Origin of the sequence: Pseudoalteromonas sp. P1-11 (assembly GCF_001399995.1) — a bacterium.
GTDB classification, from domain to species: domain Bacteria; phylum Pseudomonadota; class Gammaproteobacteria; order Enterobacterales; family Alteromonadaceae; genus Pseudoalteromonas; species Pseudoalteromonas atlantica.
This window is the reverse complement of sequence record NZ_LJSP01000004.1, coordinates 439,440-456,011: the sequence shown is the minus strand read 5'-3', so window position 1 is coordinate 456,011 and position 16,572 is coordinate 439,440. Positions and strand designations below refer to the sequence as shown.

General features: G+C 41.8%; 17 protein-coding genes. 7 read left to right on the top strand and 10 right to left on the bottom strand.

The window, feature by feature from the left end:
- The first annotated feature begins 110 nt into the window (after positions 1–110).
- Positions 111–524 carry an alternative ribosome rescue aminoacyl-tRNA hydrolase ArfB gene (arfB, locus tag AN390_RS10255; protein ID WP_024033019.1) on the top strand — a complete coding sequence of 138 codons (414 nt, stop codon included), beginning with the start codon at positions 111–113 and terminating at the stop codon, positions 522–524.
- Positions 525–605: 81 nt separating this feature from the next.
- Here arfB and AN390_RS10250 read toward each other — a convergent pair whose 3' ends face one another.
- The 5 genes from AN390_RS10250 to AN390_RS10230 all read right to left on the bottom strand — a co-directional run bounded on the left by AN390_RS10250 (position 606) and on the right by AN390_RS10230 (position 4,859).
- Positions 606–1,655, bottom strand: coding sequence for a DUF2955 domain-containing protein (locus tag AN390_RS10250; RefSeq protein WP_004586263.1), 1,050 nt, complete (start codon positions 1,653–1,655; stop codon positions 606–608).
- 10 nt (positions 1,656–1,665) lie between these two features.
- A complete protein-coding gene (locus AN390_RS10245) occupies positions 1,666–2,730 on the bottom strand; it encodes an HlyD family secretion protein (protein ID WP_055254297.1) in 1,065 nt (354 codons plus the stop codon).
- A gap of 8 nt (positions 2,731–2,738) precedes the next feature.
- A complete protein-coding gene (locus AN390_RS10240) occupies positions 2,739–3,212 on the bottom strand; it encodes a MarR family transcriptional regulator (protein WP_054982034.1) in 474 nt (157 codons plus the stop codon).
- A gap of 146 nt (positions 3,213–3,358) precedes the next feature.
- Positions 3,359–4,243 carry a spermidine synthase gene (locus AN390_RS10235; protein WP_055254295.1) on the bottom strand — a complete coding sequence of 295 codons (885 nt, stop codon included), beginning with the start codon at positions 4,241–4,243 and terminating at the stop codon, positions 3,359–3,361.
- Positions 4,236–4,859: a fused MFS/spermidine synthase gene (locus AN390_RS10230; protein WP_004586267.1), complete on the bottom strand. Its 624-nt coding sequence runs from the start codon at positions 4,857–4,859 to the stop codon at positions 4,236–4,238. The genes AN390_RS10235 and AN390_RS10230 overlap by 8 nt, the downstream gene beginning before the upstream one ends.
- Positions 4,860–5,027: 168 nt before the next feature.
- Between AN390_RS10230 and AN390_RS10225 the strand changes: the two genes are divergently transcribed.
- Positions 5,028–7,109: a TonB-dependent siderophore receptor gene (locus AN390_RS10225; RefSeq protein ID WP_055254293.1), complete on the top strand. Its 2,082-nt coding sequence runs from the start codon at positions 5,028–5,030 to the stop codon at positions 7,107–7,109.
- A gap of 75 nt (positions 7,110–7,184) precedes the next feature.
- Here the strand turns inward: AN390_RS10225 and AN390_RS10220 are convergent, their stop codons facing one another.
- On the bottom strand, positions 7,185–8,060 hold the full coding sequence (locus AN390_RS10220; RefSeq protein WP_055254292.1) for a LysR family transcriptional regulator: 876 nt from the start codon (positions 8,058–8,060) through the stop codon (positions 7,185–7,187).
- Positions 8,061–8,167: 107 nt separating this feature from the next.
- On the opposite strand from AN390_RS10220, the gene AN390_RS10215 reads away from it, so the two are divergent.
- Complete coding sequence (locus tag AN390_RS10215) at positions 8,168–8,839, top strand: hypothetical protein (RefSeq protein WP_055254290.1); 672 nt, start codon at positions 8,168–8,170, stop codon at positions 8,837–8,839.
- Positions 8,840–8,883: 44 nt separating this feature from the next.
- Here the strand turns inward: AN390_RS10215 and AN390_RS10210 are convergent, their stop codons facing one another.
- Positions 8,884–9,216, bottom strand: coding sequence for a gamma-glutamylcyclotransferase (locus AN390_RS10210; RefSeq protein WP_004586271.1), 333 nt, complete (start codon positions 9,214–9,216; stop codon positions 8,884–8,886).
- A gap of 211 nt (positions 9,217–9,427) precedes the next feature.
- Between AN390_RS10210 and AN390_RS10205 the strand changes: the two genes are divergently transcribed.
- Positions 9,428–10,402, top strand: coding sequence for a transposase (locus AN390_RS10205; protein ID WP_055254288.1), 975 nt, complete (start codon positions 9,428–9,430; stop codon positions 10,400–10,402).
- Between the two features lie 363 nt (positions 10,403–10,765).
- Here AN390_RS10205 and AN390_RS10200 read toward each other — a convergent pair whose 3' ends face one another.
- The 3 genes from AN390_RS10200 to gcvA form a co-directional block, all read right to left on the bottom strand.
- Positions 10,766–11,995, bottom strand: coding sequence for an MFS transporter (locus tag AN390_RS10200; protein ID WP_055254287.1), 1,230 nt, complete (start codon positions 11,993–11,995; stop codon positions 10,766–10,768).
- 57 nt (positions 11,996–12,052) lie between these two features.
- On the bottom strand, positions 12,053–12,574 hold the full coding sequence (locus AN390_RS10195; protein ID WP_055254285.1) for a carboxymuconolactone decarboxylase family protein: 522 nt from the start codon (positions 12,572–12,574) through the stop codon (positions 12,053–12,055).
- Positions 12,575–12,729: 155 nt separating this feature from the next.
- Positions 12,730–13,659 (bottom strand): transcriptional regulator GcvA, encoded by a 930-nt coding sequence (gcvA, locus tag AN390_RS10190; RefSeq protein WP_055254283.1) that lies wholly within the window; start codon positions 13,657–13,659, stop codon positions 12,730–12,732.
- A 169-nt stretch (positions 13,660–13,828) separates the two neighbouring features.
- Between gcvA and AN390_RS10185 the strand changes: the two genes are divergently transcribed.
- From AN390_RS10185 to AN390_RS10175, 3 genes are all read left to right on the top strand, one after another.
- On the top strand, positions 13,829–14,602 hold the full coding sequence (locus tag AN390_RS10185) for an SDR family NAD(P)-dependent oxidoreductase (protein ID WP_054982024.1): 774 nt from the start codon (positions 13,829–13,831) through the stop codon (positions 14,600–14,602).
- An 84-nt stretch (positions 14,603–14,686) separates the two neighbouring features.
- The gene (locus tag AN390_RS10180; protein WP_055254281.1) at positions 14,687–15,361 is read left to right on the top strand and encodes a cupin domain-containing protein; all 675 of its coding nucleotides are present in this window, start codon (positions 14,687–14,689) and stop codon (positions 15,359–15,361) included.
- Between the two features lie 3 nt (positions 15,362–15,364).
- Positions 15,365–16,468, top strand: a complete 1,104-nt coding sequence (locus AN390_RS10175; protein WP_055254279.1) for an FAD-dependent oxidoreductase — start codon at positions 15,365–15,367, stop codon at positions 16,466–16,468.
- Positions 16,469–16,572 lie beyond the last annotated feature (104 nt).

Here is a 16,572-nt window from a genome sequence, read left to right as displayed (position 1 = left end):
TTAGGCTATAAAGTAGTATAAATACTTTAAAGTTCTATAACTTAAGCTGATTCAGCACAAATATAGTTACAAATGTTATACTGCATTTTTGTCGATAAGAGCTGAACGTAATGTTAACTATTTCAAATACTGTCACTATAGATGAATGGGAACTAGAGCTAACTGCTATACGTTCGCAAGGTGCCGGTGGCCAAAACGTTAACAAAGTAGCCAGCGCCATTCATTTACGCTTTGATATTAACCGCTCAAAGTTACCCGATTTTTACAAAGAACGTCTATTAAAGCTAAACGACTCTCGGATCACCAAAGAGGGCGTGGTGGTAATTAAAGCCCAAAGCTTTCGCACCCAAGAGCTTAACCGAGAAGATGCACTAAAACGTTTAAAAGATTTAATTTTAAGTGCAACCAAGGTAAATAAAGCCCGCCGCGCAACCAAGCCAAGCCGTAACTCGCAGCGCAAGCGCATGGATAAAAAAACCAAACATGGGCAAACCAAAGCCCTGCGCGGTAACATTAAGTTATAACTCACTAAGTTTATATGGCTTTACAGTAAAGTATGCTTAATTTACGCCTACAGCTAATAGTTAACCGTAGGCGTGAGTGGGTTATTCGTAGGTATGATGGCGGGTGGCACTAAAGCGATTTAATATATGGTGCATTACATACACCGCAGATAAACTAGCCACAATAGCCACCGCAACAGAGCTAAAGCGATACATGGCGCTATAAACAAGGTCTTGCCCGGGACCTAGAGAGTTGCCAAACAAAATACCAAACGTGGTTAACACACCAAATCCTATGCCCGGTGCGCCGCCACCAATAATATGAAAACGGCTAAATACAAACGATAACGTCCACAGTATAAGCACCGGAAACAATAAAAAGTCAGAGTGATTATACAATAACACTTGCGCCAACAGCGCGGCATTACAGCCAATTAATGTACCAATAGCGCGCTGCCAACCGGCCATACCTGCGGCTTTCCAGCACAGCGAAAACAAAATTAATACCGATGAGGCTTGCGCCGATATTGAATCTTGTAAATCGAGAACTTGAAACGCCACAAACGAAAGCGTAGCAACCGTTGCGCATAATAATACCTCATGGCGAATGCTTTCTTTAGCTTTAGCGGGTACCGCCCTTACGGCACGCGCGGTTACATCAGGAAAAACACCATGCATAACAAACGCTATAACAATAGAGAGAACAGTAGCCAAACCATTACTTAAAATAAGCGGGTATACACTACTTGTACCGGTTACATAGCTTGAAAAGTGCAGCTGAATCGACAACCCAACCACGCCTAGTGCGCCAAATAAAAAAGCCGCACCTGAGCTCATTTGATAAAACAAAAAGCAAAACGCTAAAAATACGATAATGGTCATCAGTACCGGAAGGTGCGAAAACAAGCCCTGCATTATTAAAACCATTGGAATACTAATGGCGGCACTGGCTAAAAACTGGCGCACAATGCTTTTATTTAACACCGGTACTAAACCAAGTAGCAACATAGGGTAAACAGTAAAAAATATACCGTATGGCCAGTTCATTAATTTACTAATAGTAAACCCTATGGTGCAACCACCGGCTATGCGCAGCGCTTGGCGTAAACCGTTTGAGTCTAATTGCGGTGCTTGGCTAACAGCTTGAGTCATACGGCCTCCATTAATAAATGTAGTGTAGCCAGCTAATAAACCTAATTTGAGCCGATGCTAACCATTGCCCAATTGTTGACTCTGGCAATAGTTGCACAGTGGCACGCGCACCACTTGGCATATTAGCAATTAATTTAGCATTATCTGGCATCACTAAATGAATACGCTGGCGCTGAGCATCGCGCACCCAACGATTACTGGTTTCGGTACTACTAAGCGAGCCATTTGCACTGAGTTGCCCATCGCTTACGCCTGCCTCAAACGTGCTTATATGCGCGTTGTAAACCTCACCTGGGCGGCTATCAAATACCACTCGCGCCAAACTACCTGGTTTCATATTTAGTAATGATTTTTCTCTAAAATCGGCAACAAGGTCGGCCTTATTAGCCACTATAGCTAAAAGCGGGCTACCCGTTACCGCATATGCGCCATCAAGTAGTTGTAAGTTAGAAACCACACCAGCGCTTAGCGCACGCACTTGGGTGTACGATAAGTTAAGCTCGGCTTGTGCTAATTGGTTTGCAGCATGGCGAAGCGCTAAGTTTTGCGCGCCGCTTTCGCCGCGGGCAAGTACTGCTTCTGCCAATTGCGCTTCTAATGAGGCGACATTTGATTTACTTGCTTCAAAGTTAGCTTTAATGCTTTCAAGCTCTTGCTCTGAAATAGAGCGCTGCTTAAATAATGCTTCGCCACGGTTATTAAGTAATTGCTGTTCGTGCAGCTTTGCCTTGGCCGCCGAAATTTGCGCCTCCAGTGCTTTTACATTGGTATCTAAACGTTTGTTTTGTAATTTGGCGTCGTCAAGGGCGAGCTGTGCCTGCTCTAGCGCTAATTTATACGGGCCTGAGTCTATTTCAAACAATACATCGCCAGCTTTTACGGTTTGATTATTGTTAACCAATACCTTAGTAACACGGCCACTTATTTGCGGGGCAATTTGCACCACAGGATGATAAACCCGCGCTTGCGGCGTTACCGGCATAAACATGTCGGCAATTAAATAGTAAATAAATATAACAACAAAACCCGCTAACGAAAGCCTTACATAACGAGTAAATTTTTGATCTGGTGTCATTGTGTCTCTTACTCTTTACTTTGATTTTTAATACAGTTTAGTGCGTTTTTTTCCATATTGACGATGCCATAAGCAAGCGCATCGAGTTGCTGTGTGCTTAGCCCGCTATATAGCTGGCTTTTAATATCAATGAGTTTTTCGTTTAGCGACTGTAAAATTGCCCCACCTTGCTCGGTAAAGTAAATTTTTTTACTGCGTTTATCGTGCTCATCAACTTTACGGGTAATTAATAGCTGCTCTTCTAATTGCTTTAATGTGCGAGTAAGCGAGGGCATTTCTATTCCTAAACTCTGCGCAAGCTCAAGCTGCGTTATGCCCTCGCCCAACATATTTATATGGGTTAGCGCCGTCCAGCGCGATTGCGTAAGCCCTAAAGGTTCTACAGCTAAAGTGATGGCCTCGCGGCACAGCCTATGAACCCGCCCCATGTTACCAATAATGGTTAAATCGAGCGTTTCGTGAAAAGGTTTTTGAGTAGTCATAACCACCTCAAATTAGTTAGCATGCTAAGTATTTTAGCATTAGTTAGCATGCTAAGTATTTTAGCATTAGTTAGCGTGCTAAGTAAATATTGAGGGGTGTTGCAAATAAAAAAGCCCCAATACTGAGGCTAAATAAATTTGTGGATTTAAAAATTAAGGAGGTTAGCAGGGGAGTATTGGTCGGTAAGCACTTTTGTATTGGCAGGCCAATCTTGCTTGTTTTTGGTACTTTGCATATAGGTACTAATTGCTTTTAAATCTACATCGTATTTTTTTAAACGCGGGTTAAGTGCTTTAATACGCTGATTAATTTGCGCCTCAGTAGGCATAGAGTTTACACCCGCTAAAATAATACGGTTAGAGCGATTAGCACGGCTTACGTTAATAAAATCGCCAAACACGGCGTGGTAAGTTGCCGACTCATGTTCGTATAATTTACTGCTCGAAAACGTATTAGCGGCAATTACACCGCCCTCGGCCAATACGCTTTTTACCTCTTCAAAAAACTCTTTGGTGAGTAAGTGCTCAGGAATATAATCGCCGTTAAATGCATCAAGAATAATCCAATCGTACTTTTGCTTTTTAATGGCTGCGCGCTTTATAAATATACGCCCGTCTTGCACGCTTGAGGTGACCGCATCGTTTTCTATAAAGTTAAAATAGTTACGGGCTACTTTTAAAACGGCGGGATCTATTTCAACATTATGAATTTTAGCTGCAGGGTAAAGCGCATGAATGACATTAGAAAGCGTACCGCCACCTAGGCCAATAATAAGCACATTTTTAGGGTTGTCGGTTACTAAAAGGCTGGCAAACGTAAGTTTGGTATAGTTAAAAACCAGTTTGTCGGGGTTGTTTTTGTACATACAGCTTTGGCTGGTTTGGCTACTTTTTGTATTAAATTTTAAGCAGCGAAGGTCACCTGTTTCATCAACAATAATATTGCGATATAAAGAACGCTCCTCGTGCACTACATTACTGTGCGCCGCAACCGAAAACAGTACCGCTAAAAATAATAAACAGTTACGCATGGGCAAGCTCCTTATTACCAGCAAGGCTATTAACAGTAATTGCCAGCACACCTAACAGGCCCAAGGTTAACGCAAAGGCACTTATAATGGTGTTTACATCAAACGCCAGTACAAAGTAAAACGAGGTAATAATAGTCCCTAAGGCGCTGCCCAACGTGCTTACAAAATATAAAATACCCGCAACTTGGCCACTTTTATGGCTGTCGGTGACTAATAAACGCACCGAGTAAGGCGAGATCATGCCTAAAATAACGGTAGGAATAAAAAACAAAGCCGTAGAGGCAAGTAACGAGCCGTAGCGTGTATCTTCAATGTGGGTAAAAATAAATTCCATTATTGGCTGCGAAAAAAGCGCAATAGGCACCACCATAATACTGGCAGTTAAAAATATTAAGCCATATTTTGTAAGCGATGCATTTTTAGTACTTAGCTTACCGCCGAGTAAATACCCAAAAGAAAGGCTAAGCATAAATACGGTAATTATGCTGCCCCAAATGTGCACACTACTGCCAAAAAAAGGCGCTAAAATACGCCCGCCTAATAGCTCAATACCCATAATGCAAAAGCCACTGCAAAAGGCTAAAAAATAGATTAACGCGTTTGTTTTTATACTCATGTAATTATCGTTATGTAACCTAAAGAGATCTCCATACTAACGTGATGACAGGGCAGTCGCTAGTGCATTAATTAATCGCTCTGTGATTTTTTAAAAAGTTGTTTTGTTATAAAGTAACACATGTTAAACTTGTTGTTATAATATAACACCTTCGATTTCCCTATTATCATGAAGTATTCTTTAATTTATTTAGCCTGCTTAGGCTTAAGTGCGCAAACAGTGGCGCAAGAGCAAAACGACGAAATTGAAAAAATATCGGTTACTTATAAACAAGCATACCGTGGCGACATTCCTCAAAAGCAAATGCCGCAATCTATTGTAAGTGTTAGCAGTGCTGCGCTTGATCAAAAAGGCATTACTAAATTACAAGACGCGCTCGATTTTTCGGCCAGTATTTCGCGCAAAAATAACAGCGGCGCATTATGGGATAGCTTTTCTATTCGGGGTCTTTCGGGTAACGAAAACATGCCATCGGGCTATTTAATTAATGGCTTTAGCGGTGGGCGTGGTTTTAGCGGCCCGCGTGATGTATCTAACATTGATTACATTGAAGTACTAAAAGGCCCAGGCTCAGCACTTTATGGGCGCTCAGAGCCAGGCGGTACTGTAAATATTGTGACTAAAAAACCTCAGTTTGAGCCGCAAGGTGAGCTAAAACTAAGCTTAGGCAGCGACAGTTTTAATCGCGTTGAAGGCGATTACACAATCGGCATTAACGATACCACCGCGTTTAGAATAAATGGCGCGTGGCAAGATAGCGACAGCTACCGCGATGAGGTGTACACCAATAAAAAGGTAGTTACGCCGTCTATTTATCATCAAATAAACGCATCAACCAGTGTGACTTATGAGTTTGAATACGTAGATTTAGCGCAGTTATTTGACCGTGGTGTTGTCGTACTTGATAACGATTTTGACACCGTACCAAGCTCACGTTATTTAGGTAACCCTAACGATGGCGACACGCAGGTGTATTCGCGCGGGCACCAAATTACTTTAAATCACGATATTAACGATGAATGGTCGTTAGTGGCCGGTGCAAACTACCGTAGCTCTACGTTAACGGGGTTTTCGTCAGATGCAGAGCTTTCGCCATCGCGCCAATCGTTATTTGACGATGGCCGAACACTTACTCGCCAGCAGCGTTATCGCGACTACGAAGTAGAAGATTTAAGTGTAAAGTTTGAGCTAAGCGGCAGTGTAGACACAGCCGGTATTACGCACCATTTATTAATAGGTGCCGATGCATACAAGTACGATTTACGTACAGCGCTTTCTCGCTATCGAGGCGGTAACGGCACTTATACCGTTGATATTTTTGAGCCAAATTACGATGTTGAACGACCAGCAGTAAGCCTGCTTTACGAAAACGACGAAGAGCAAAAAGCATACGGTATTTATGTTCAAGACCAAATGGATATTACCGACAAATTTAAGCTATTAGTGGGCCTAAGGTTTGACAGCGTTGACCAAGACATTTTAGAAACCAACAGCGGCGTGTTTTCGACCAGCTCTGAAAGCCAAGTAAGCCCTCGTGTTGGCGTAGTGTACGAGCTAAATAACGCTCTCACTTTTTACAGCAGTTACTCAGAAGGCTTTTTGCCACTGAGCGGCACAGATGCAAGCGGCGACCCCTTTGGCTTTGAATACAGTGACTCGTTTGAGGTTGGCGCTAAGTTTGAATACTTAGGCATAAACGGTACTGTGGCATTTTTTGATGCGTCTAAAAGTAATATGTTAGTGGCAGACCCTGTAAACGTTGGATTCTCAGCGCCTATTGGTAAAGCCGATAGTAAAGGGTTTGAGCTTGATTTAAATACCTATATTACTGATGCAACGGCGTTTAACTTATCGTACGCCTATATAGATGCCACCACAGCAAACGACATTATTAATGCCGATTGGGGCGTGCCAATTGAAAAAGGCAGCCCGCTGGTTAATGTACCAAAAAATAACTTAAACCTTACGCTTAGCCACCAAACAGCATTAATGGGCAAAGAGCTTGAGTTTGGTGCAAGTTACCAATACACCAGTAGCCGTTTAGGTGATGCCGCCGATTTAAGCTTTAGGCTACCGAGCTACCAATTAGTTGGCGTGTTTGGCAACGTTAACTTAACCGAGCAAACAGAGCTTAATGTGAGTGTTAATAACATTTTTGATGAAGATTACGCCGAAAGCAGCTACAACGCTTTATGGGTTTACCCAGGCGCGCCAACTCAATTTAAAATGTCGTTAGCGTATAACTTTTAATAGCTAGCAAATTAAAGTTTTCATCCTAAAGCGTCTTAATGTAGTGGTTAAGGCGCTTTATATTTTTAAGCGCTTTTATAAAGAATGCATAAGTTTATTAAGCCAACCATCGGCCTTTGAAGGTTTGTATATCATTACAATGTTTTCACTGTAGTGACTGTTAACCCCCTTTACAGTTAATTTTGTAAGCCCTAAATCATCAATCACAAAGTTAGGTAAATACGCCAACGCCAAGCCACTTTGAACCACCTCTATTAATGCACTGTAATCGCTACATCTAAATACAATATTTCGCGGTGCAATATCATCTTGCCAGCCGTCGGAGCCTATACCTTGCTCAAGGCCGCACAGGGGTGAAAACAAAGGGCATGCAAAAGCAAGCTCTAGTAATTGATCTTTATTAAGCGTTAAAGAGCCAGTTTGTACTAGCTGATGCGAAGCATGCGCAGCCACACTAAACCCAGTATTAAATACATCAACCGCCACTAAATTAGTATGTGAGCTATTATTTAGTGCCTCGCGAGTTACTAGCGCAATATGCGCAGCGCCTGATGCAACTTGGCTTATGGCTTCACCTTCAAATACATTATTAATACGTACCGAACAAGCCTGGTTTCTAAGAGGGGTAAGTAACTTTTTAAGGCCACTTTTAAGTAAAATTGCAGGGCCTGCAATAACTGCATTAAATTTATGATTATCGCTTTTAAAGCGGCTAGTAAGCTGCTGGTAATTATGAACTAAATCGCTACTGTGCTTAACAAACTCTTTGCCTTTATCATTAAGTACTAAGGTTTTGCCCACACGATTAAACAGCTCTGTGGCTAAGTTTGCCTCAACCTTTTTTAGCGTTTTAGACAGCGCCCCTGGGGTAATATTAAAATGCTTAGCGGTTGTGTGCAGGTTTTGCGAACTCGCCATATGAATTACTTTTTCAATGTCATCTAAATGCATAGCGCCAAATCGTATTGATTAAAAGGAAACAACTAACAACTTATTATCGATTATTTATACATAAAAATCAGCTTATAGTGACGTTATATTTATTTTTGAGCATTAACATGAAACACATACTGCTAATTTTTATTTTATTATCGAGTGCAGCGCACTCAAATACACCTCAACACAATTCACACAAAACCCACAGCTATAATGGCTTTCATGGCATGGCGCTTATATTAGCCGGCGATAAAGTACTTGCCAGCCACATGCCGTTATACGCCCCCCCACACGATTACCAAATAGTGTACGAAGTAACTACCAATGACACCCACCTAAAAATAATCAAAAAAGCACTGAACGAGTCACTAAAAAAACAAACTCAGATCACCATTTTACCAAACAAATTTGATTTAAATTTATTAATAAATAAGCTGACACCCACTTTAAATACTACTGTGTTTAATGGCCATTTTGAGCGCGGAGGTAAGGCTTTGTTTTCGACAAAGCTGACCTTTAAAAATCCGTTATATGTAAAAAAGATCGCTATAACACAACCTGAAAAAGAAGAGTTTGATTTAATAAAGGTTTCAGCAGAGCAGGGGGTGGTAATTCATAAAATACAAAGTAAACCAAGCTATGACTCACTTAGTTTAGTAGCACTAACTAACGGAAAATATAATGGTCAGTTAAAATGTGATGCGCCAGTAACCACAACGCTTGCAAGTAAGCTAAAGGCCTGTTTTAAAAGCGTACCAAGCTATTTAGAAACTCACGATTTTGCAGTTAATTAAAAAATTATAGCAGCGCTTTAGCTTAAAAAGCGCTGCTATATAAATTACTTAACGTTAAGAGCATATACATTTGCCTGAACGTATTCGCCGTTTAACAATTTTATTTGCGTTAAAATGCGTGAGTACGCATCGCCTTCAAATTCATCGAGCACATGCCAGTGATCTTTTAAATTAGTTGAGCTAAACACATAGCCTTTTATCTCTTGGCCTGTTTCGTCTAATACCAGTGCAGGAAAGCCCATTTTGGCGCCCCAGCCCTCGTTAATTAAATTGCCAACTACACTGCCTTGCTCAAACGTACCGCCAATATTGGCAAGAATATGTTCGTTCGGATGCCCTGGGCACAAGGTACCATAAACAAATAACGCTTCTAACACATAAACTCCTAAATTAAGGCTAATGATTATGTTTAGCTAAGCTAAAGCTTAACTAGGTATGAAAAAAATCCCGAGTGAAATTTTACTCTTACAATGACACCCACCTTTATTTTTGCACTTTACGCAATTACAATGACACCCACCTTTATTTTTGCACTTTACGCAATAAGCATCTACTTTTTTAATTGGTTCATCAAAAACTAGGTGCTACATGGCTATTGCAAGAAAACGCCAAATCAGTTTGGCAGATACAAAATATTATCACTGTATTTCGCGCTGTGTACGTCATGCTTATTTATGCGGCGAGGATTCATTAACGGGTAAATCCTACGAACACAGAAGGGGCTGGGTAGAACAAAAGCTATTTAGCCTCGCTAAAATATTTTGTATTGATATATGTGCTTATGCAGTTATGAGTAATCACACGCATATTGTGCTTTATGTTGATGATAAAAAAGCAAATAGGTTAAATGACAAAGCTATATTGCTACGCTGGCATAAGCTATGTAAAGGCACACCACTTACACAAAAATTTTTACAAGGTGAGAAGCTTAGCAGTACAGAGCGATACTTTTTAAGCCAAACTATTATTCAATACAGAGAAAGGTTATCTAGCATTAGCTGGTTTATGCGCGTTTTAAACGAACACATTGCTCGTAAAGCAAATAAAGAAGATAAATGCACTGGCCGATTTTGGGAAGGGCGATTTAAATCACAAGCTCTCCTTGATGAAGCAGCCCTTGCAGCTTGCATGGCTTACGTTGATTTAAACCCAATAAGAGCAAAAGTAGCTAAAACCCCCGAGTGCTCAAACTTCACCAGCGTGCAAAAGCGCATTCAGGGCGCTAAAAACGCAAAACAACCCAAACAACTTTTAAAATTTGCAGGTAAACCCTGTAAATTTATGCCTAAAGGTTTACCGTTTGAGCTTAAATGTTACCTCGAATTAATTGAGCTGACAGGCCGTATTATTCGCGATGACAAACCAGGTTTTATTGAAAACACACAGCTCCCTTTATTAGAAAGAGTAAACGTAGCACCAGAGAATTGGTTAAAACTCACTAAAGACTTTACACGCGTATTTCATGGCGCTGTAGGTAAGCCGCAATCACATGTAGGTTACTGCGAGCATTTAAATAAAAAGCGACGAGTTAATTTTAGTAATTGCGAAAAGCTACTAGCCTAAAAAACCCTTCTTTCATTTAAAAAACAGCCTAAATGCTGGTTTCAGCGTGCCCTAAATTTAGTTAACTACATAAATAGCAGCACATTTTTAAAATAACCGCAGTATATACCTTTTAATATGCCTTGAGCTTACGTGTTTTTAAATTAGGCATTTAATTAAGTCGTTTTTTTGAAATAGTTAAAGTGGGTGTCATCTTAAATAAATTATATTCTTGTGAAGAATTTAAGATGGGTGTCATTTTAATTGAGTTTATATTTCATATAAAACAGCCTCGCTACAAGAATTAAAAGTAAGGCAATTTTGCCAGCAGCTTAATAAACTTTAGCTTGCTAATAAAAGCGGCTTGTAGGGCAGTTAGTGTGTTTAAGCTTGCTCGCTAAAATTGGCTTGGTATTTTTTGGTTAATATCAAAACAATAACGGCCAGTAATAAAGGCACAAACGACGCCCATAAAACGGTGTGCCAACCGTACGCACTTAATAACCCACCTGATGAAAAAGAGCCTACCGCCATTAAGCCAAACACTATAAAGTCACTAAACGATTGAGCACGGTTTTTTTCTTCTGGCTTGTGCGTTTCTAGCACTAATGCGGATGCCCCTAAAAAGCCAAAATTCCAACCTATGCCTAACAAAATTAATAGCGCGTAAAAGTGATATACACCTTCACCTAAAAAGCCTATAGCTGCTGAAATTGCAGTTAAAATAATACCAAAAACAGAAATACGAGCAGCCCCAAAACGTGCAATGAGCTTACCGGTAAAAAAGCTAGGTGCATACATAGCAATAACATGCCACTGCATTCCTAAGTTTGCTGACTCTTGGCTATGCCCGTGCATATGCATTGCCAAAGGTGCCGATGTCATTAAAAAGTTCATCACCATATACGATGCTGCACCACAAATAACCGCGCTTATAAATCGTGGTTGCAAAGCAATTGTTCTCAATGGTCTTCCTGAATATGCTTGATTTGCTAAAGGCTTAGCCAATTTAACGCCAAACAAAATAACACCAGCGAGAGCCGCGCCAATGGCTTGCGCAATAAATGTGGCAGCAAACATTTTGTCTGACCACAGGTGCATGGTATGCGTTACTAACTGCGAGCCAATAATACCTGCAGCTACGCCACCTGCCATTACCATAGAAAGCGCTTGCGGGCGTTTATTTTCGGGCACGCCATCGGTTGCAGCAAACCGAAATGACAAAGCTACTGCCGCATAAGCGCCGCCCAATAGCGCAGATAAACAGTACAGCCAAAAGCTGTCTATATACAACGCAATAGTCGCTAATAGTCCGGTTAAAACACCCGCGCCAGTGCCTGCCATAAAGGCTGCACGCCGGCCATATTTTCGTGCTAATTCACCGGCGGGTAAAACACACAACGCCATTCCTAAAACAAAAATAGAAACAGGTAAAGTGGCTAAAAGTGCAGTAGGAGCAAGCAAGCTGCCCACTACCGCACCTGTTGCATATAGCACAACGCTATTAGCCCCAGAAAGTGCCTGGGCTAACATTAAACGCCATAAGTTAGCTGTTTGAACTTGAGGGTCGCTTTGCTCAAGCCTATCTGAGTCTATAGCGTTTAATTTTTCCATGATTTCACTTTCCTAAAAGTATTCAAGGCGCTTAAAAGCAATTTATGGTTGAGGTATTTAAATGTCTAACGCCACTAAAAAGCGCGATACCATGTTGTAAGCAGCAACCGTTGCTACCGCTTCTACTGTTTGCGTTTCGCCAAATAGTGCTTTTAAACGTTCAATAACGTCGCCATCAACATTTACTTTAGTGGTTGATTGATCAGTAAGCTCAAGCAAAGCCAGCTCCTGCTCAGAGAATAACTCAGCATTTACTACCACACTTTTAAGAGCCGTTGCTTTTTCATCGCTACCGCCAGCCTGTATGTATGCAGGGTAGTGCACATTCCATTCAAAATCGGCTTTGTTTAATACCGCTACACGCAGCATAATAAGTTCGCGATACTCAAGCGATAAGCCAAAGTTTGCTCTAACGCGCCCTAACAGCTCATTCCAGCCTTTAGCTAAAGGAAAGCTTTTTAGTAGTACTCTATCTATGCCTATTAGTTCACCGTTTGGACGACGACCTTGCATTTCGGCTAGTAGTTCGCCTGGGGCTTGCTCGCCATCTTGCCATGGCGTTACTCTTACTTGTGACATAATGTTTACTCCTAATTAAACGCCACTTTAGTCATTAAAGTGGCTAACTTGGAGCGAAAGCTTACGGGGAATGAACGTACTTAACCACAGAGATTATCTTTTACCATGGTAAATATTTTCTTTATTGCTGTATTTTATCAAAGTACTCCTGAGCTTTAATCTCTTTTAGCCCGCGGGTTTCCTACCTCTTTAAACAGCCATTCTTTAAATGCGTGTATTCTTGGCAGTTCAGCACATTCGGGGCGGTAAATAACGTAATACGCCAATGGTGATTCAAAATAAATATTAGGGAACAACCTGACTAATCGCCCTGCGGCTAGGTCATCTTTAGCCATTACACTGCGCGCTAAAGCCACACCGTGGCCGTCAATAGCTGATTGCAATACAGCCGCGGAGTTATTTATTTGAATGCTTTTAGTGGTTAAAGGGCCTGTTACTCCGGCTTTTTTTAACCACGCCGACCAAGACGGAAAACCAGTATGGTCATCCATTGACTGATCGTGTATCAGGGTTTCGTTCAATAGTTTATCAATGGTATTTAAGCGGTTTGAGTCTTCTAAAAATTTAGGTGAGCATACTGGGTATACCTCTTCATCCATTAGTTCTTCTGCGCTCAAGCCTTGCCAATTGCCTACGCCAAAGCGTATGCCTACATCTATACGCTGCTCAGTAAAATCAACAGGTTTTAAATTAGTATTTAAATTCACACTGGTTTGCGAACATATTTCTTGAAAAAAATGCAATCTAGGCAATAACCACTTGGCGGCAAATGCGGGGCTTACTGCCACTGTTAACGCGCCACTTATGGCGTTGTCTTTTAAAATGTCTAGCCCTTGGGCAAGTTTATCAAAGCCTTCGCGTATTAGTGGCAGGGCACTTTGCGCGGTTTCGGTGGTTACTAGCCGTGTTTTACCTGAGCTCATTCTATGAAACAGCGGCGTGTCGAGCCACTCTTCTAATGTTTTTACCAGCTGCCCAACGGCTGCAGGCGTTACATTTAGCTCTTCAGCTGCCGCTGAAAAACTTTGGTGCCTTGCGCTTGCTTCAAACGCTTTTAATGCATTGAGGTGTATAGGTGATTTCATACGATAAACTTTTTCTTTACTGATGATTCAGATTATCTCGTTTGTTAAAGCAAGTAAATAAGTAAAAAATACCGCCCAAGCCAACCAGCAAGTTACTTGCTATTAGGCAACCCAATACTTTTTATTTATATAACAAATACAGCGCTTAGTGGCGCTTGGAGCAATAAACATGACTAAGCAATTTTTAGGTAAAAAATTACTCGTTATTGGTGGTACTAGCGGAATGGGTTTTGACACGGCTCGATTAATTTTAGAGCAAGGCGGCCACGCTGTTATTGTTGGCCACCGTAAAGAAAAAGCCCAAGCAGCAAAAGAGCAGTTATCAGCTTTAGGAACTGTTGAGGTGTTAACCGCTGATTTAACCAGCGACGAAGGCGTGCAAAACTTAATTAACACACTTTCACAAGACCACGCAGACGTGGATTTACTGGTAAATGCGGCCGGTGTGTTTTTCCCTAAACCATTTTTAGAGCACGAAGCGGCTGATTACGATCAGTACATGCAAATTAACCGCGCACTATTTTTTATTACACAAAAAGTAGCCGCTAATTTAGTGGCAGCAAAACGCGCAGGCGCCATTGTAAATGTGGGTTCTATGTGGGGTAAGCAAGCTATTGCAGCTACACCATCGTCAGCGTATTCAATGGCTAAAGCGGGCTTACATGCGCTAACTCAACATTTAGCAATGGAATTAGCCGCGCACAACATTCGCGTCAATGCAGTATCGCCAGCGGTTGTACAAACGCCAATTTACGAAGGTTTTATTCCTAAAGCACAAGTAAACGATGCCCTACAAGGCTTTAACAGTTTCCACCCAATTGGCCGTGTAGGTACCAGCGAAGATGTCGCCAATACCATTGCGTTTTTACTCAGCGACAAAGCCGCTTGGGTAACGGGTGCTGTATGGGATGTTGACGGCGGTGTAATGGCTGGTCGTAATTAATACGTAATTTTAAAGCCCTCGATGGGCGCAAATTTATAGAGCAATAATGTATGTTATTGCTCTTGTTTAATTTAGGTTGGATAAATGCGAGTCAATTCAGATTTTTCAAAAAACGCTTCTATGCTGCCAAGTCAATATAGTTGGCAAACATCGCCTCAGGCGGGTGTTGAGCGGGTAATGCTCGACAGAATAGGCGCTGAAAAAGCCAGAGCAACTAGCGTAGTACGCTACGCGCCTGAGTCTACTTTTCCAAGCCATGCTCACCCAGGTGGTGAAGAAATATTGGTACTTTCAGGCACCTTTTCAGATGAGTCGGGCGACTATCCACAAGGTTTTTATTTACGAAACCCGCCTGGGTCTTCACATGCACCTAAAAGTAAAAGTGGCGCAACCATTTTTGTAAAACTGTGGCAAATGTGCGTAACAGAAGCCACCTCTGTGCGGATAAATACACACGATCCGGCTACGTGGATAACCCAAAATAACCGCCTAATATGCCCGCTTTATCAAGATGATAACGAAGTAACTAAACTGGTAAAGTTAACCCCGCAACAGCCCCTATTTGATAACCTAAAAGCACATAATGCCTTAGAGCTATTTGTACTGGGCGGCAGCGTAATACACAACGAGGTTGAATATACAAAAGGAAGCTGGCTAAGGCTGCCAAGCACGAGTAAAGCGTTAATATCTGCGGGAAATAACAGCGCTACAATTTACCTAAAAGTAGGTAATTTTATAAACATAGGCTGTGGAGGCTAAATAATGCGTACAAAAATTGCGATTATAGGCGGTGGGCTAAGCGGCGTGTATGCAGCTTACCAGTTAGAGCAATGCGGCATTACCGATTACATATTGCTTGAAGCCAGAGACCAATTAGGTGGCCGTATTATGGACTTTACAAGCCTGTCGCAAGCGACAACAAATAGCTTTGATCTTGGCCCAACATGGTTTTGGCCAGAGTTTCAGCCGCAATTAAATGCCATTATTAAAACCCTAAACCTAGAAACATTTGCCCAGTACGAGCAAGGCAATACGTTAGTAGAGCGCTCACATACACAACCGCCCACAGCAATACCCGGTTATACGCATGCGCCTACGTCTATGCGGTTAAAAGGTGGCATGGGCACCCTTATTAATGCCTTACATGCAAAGCTTAGCAACAAACACATAGTGACCGGCGCTTTGGTTAAAACAATTACCCACCAACACGGTAATATTGAAGTTAACTTTAGCACCTCAAAGACAACCGATCATAAAGTAAACGTTGAGCACGTAATGCTTGCGCTACCACCACGCTTAGCCGCAAGCCAAATAACATTTACCCCCGCATTGCCAAGCGATTTAGTAACGCAGTGGCAAAATACCGCAACCTGGATGGCACCCCACGCTAAGTATATTGCAGTGTACGATACGCCATTTTGGCGTAAGCGAACGCTCTCGGGCAGCGCCCGCAGCAGTGTTGGGCCAATGGCAGAAATACACGATGCATCAAATCCACAAGGCCAAGCGGCATTATTTGGTTTTATTGGTATACCCGCCGATGATCGAAAACGCATTAGTAATGAAGATTTAATCACCCATTGCAGAGCGCAATTAGTCAGGCTTTTTGGCACACAAGCCGCTACACCCAAAGCCGATATTATTAAAGACTGGGCACAAGACCCACTCACCGCAACACATTTAGATACACATGCGGCTAATACGCATACCCCAGCACCTTACATAACCGCGCAAAATGGCCCATGGCATCAAAATTTAGTCGGTATTGGCAGTGAATGGTCAGTGCAATTTCCGGGCTACGTTGCCGGTGCGGTTGATGCGGCAAATATAGGTGTTGAGCATTATTTAAAAAAGGTTAAAGCATGATGTGTAGAGGCTGAGGTTTGAGCTTAGTGCTTTAATGGATAGCTCATAACGGCAGCTGATGGGCGGTTATGAGCGTTCAAGAAACAGCCATCATTATAGTGATT

Excerpts from the sequence above, each read along its gene's own strand:
- gcvA (WP_055254283.1), bottom strand. The coding sequence starts at position 13,659 with ATGAAATCACCTATACACCTCAATGCATTAAAAGCGTTTGAAGCAAGC.
- AN390_RS10250 (WP_004586263.1), bottom strand. The coding sequence starts at position 1,655 with ATGACTCAAGCTGTTAGCCAAGCACCGCAATTAGACTCAAACGGTTTA.
- AN390_RS10200 (WP_055254287.1), bottom strand. The coding sequence starts at position 11,995 with ATGGAAAAATTAAACGCTATAGACTCAGATAGGCTTGAGCAAAGCGAC.
- AN390_RS10235 (WP_055254295.1), bottom strand. The coding sequence starts at position 4,243 with ATGCGTAACTGTTTATTATTTTTAGCGGTACTGTTTTCGGTTGCGGCG.
- AN390_RS10245 (WP_055254297.1), bottom strand. The coding sequence starts at position 2,730 with ATGACACCAGATCAAAAATTTACTCGTTATGTAAGGCTTTCGTTAGCG.
- AN390_RS10215 (WP_055254290.1), top strand. The coding sequence starts at position 8,168 with ATGAAACACATACTGCTAATTTTTATTTTATTATCGAGTGCAGCGCAC.
- AN390_RS10185 (WP_054982024.1), top strand. The coding sequence starts at position 13,829 with ATGACTAAGCAATTTTTAGGTAAAAAATTACTCGTTATTGGTGGTACT.
- AN390_RS10220 (WP_055254292.1), bottom strand. The coding sequence starts at position 8,060 with ATGCATTTAGATGACATTGAAAAAGTAATTCATATGGCGAGTTCGCAA.
- AN390_RS10175 (WP_055254279.1), top strand. The coding sequence starts at position 15,365 with ATGCGTACAAAAATTGCGATTATAGGCGGTGGGCTAAGCGGCGTGTAT.
- arfB (WP_024033019.1), top strand. The coding sequence starts at position 111 with ATGTTAACTATTTCAAATACTGTCACTATAGATGAATGGGAACTAGAG.
- AN390_RS10225 (WP_055254293.1), top strand. The coding sequence starts at position 5,028 with ATGAAGTATTCTTTAATTTATTTAGCCTGCTTAGGCTTAAGTGCGCAA.
- AN390_RS10180 (WP_055254281.1), top strand. The coding sequence starts at position 14,687 with ATGCGAGTCAATTCAGATTTTTCAAAAAACGCTTCTATGCTGCCAAGT.
- AN390_RS10205 (WP_055254288.1), top strand. The coding sequence starts at position 9,428 with ATGGCTATTGCAAGAAAACGCCAAATCAGTTTGGCAGATACAAAATAT.
- AN390_RS10230 (WP_004586267.1), bottom strand. The coding sequence starts at position 4,859 with ATGAGTATAAAAACAAACGCGTTAATCTATTTTTTAGCCTTTTGCAGT.
- AN390_RS10240 (WP_054982034.1), bottom strand. The coding sequence starts at position 3,212 with ATGACTACTCAAAAACCTTTTCACGAAACGCTCGATTTAACCATTATT.
- AN390_RS10195 (WP_055254285.1), bottom strand. The coding sequence starts at position 12,574 with ATGTCACAAGTAAGAGTAACGCCATGGCAAGATGGCGAGCAAGCCCCA.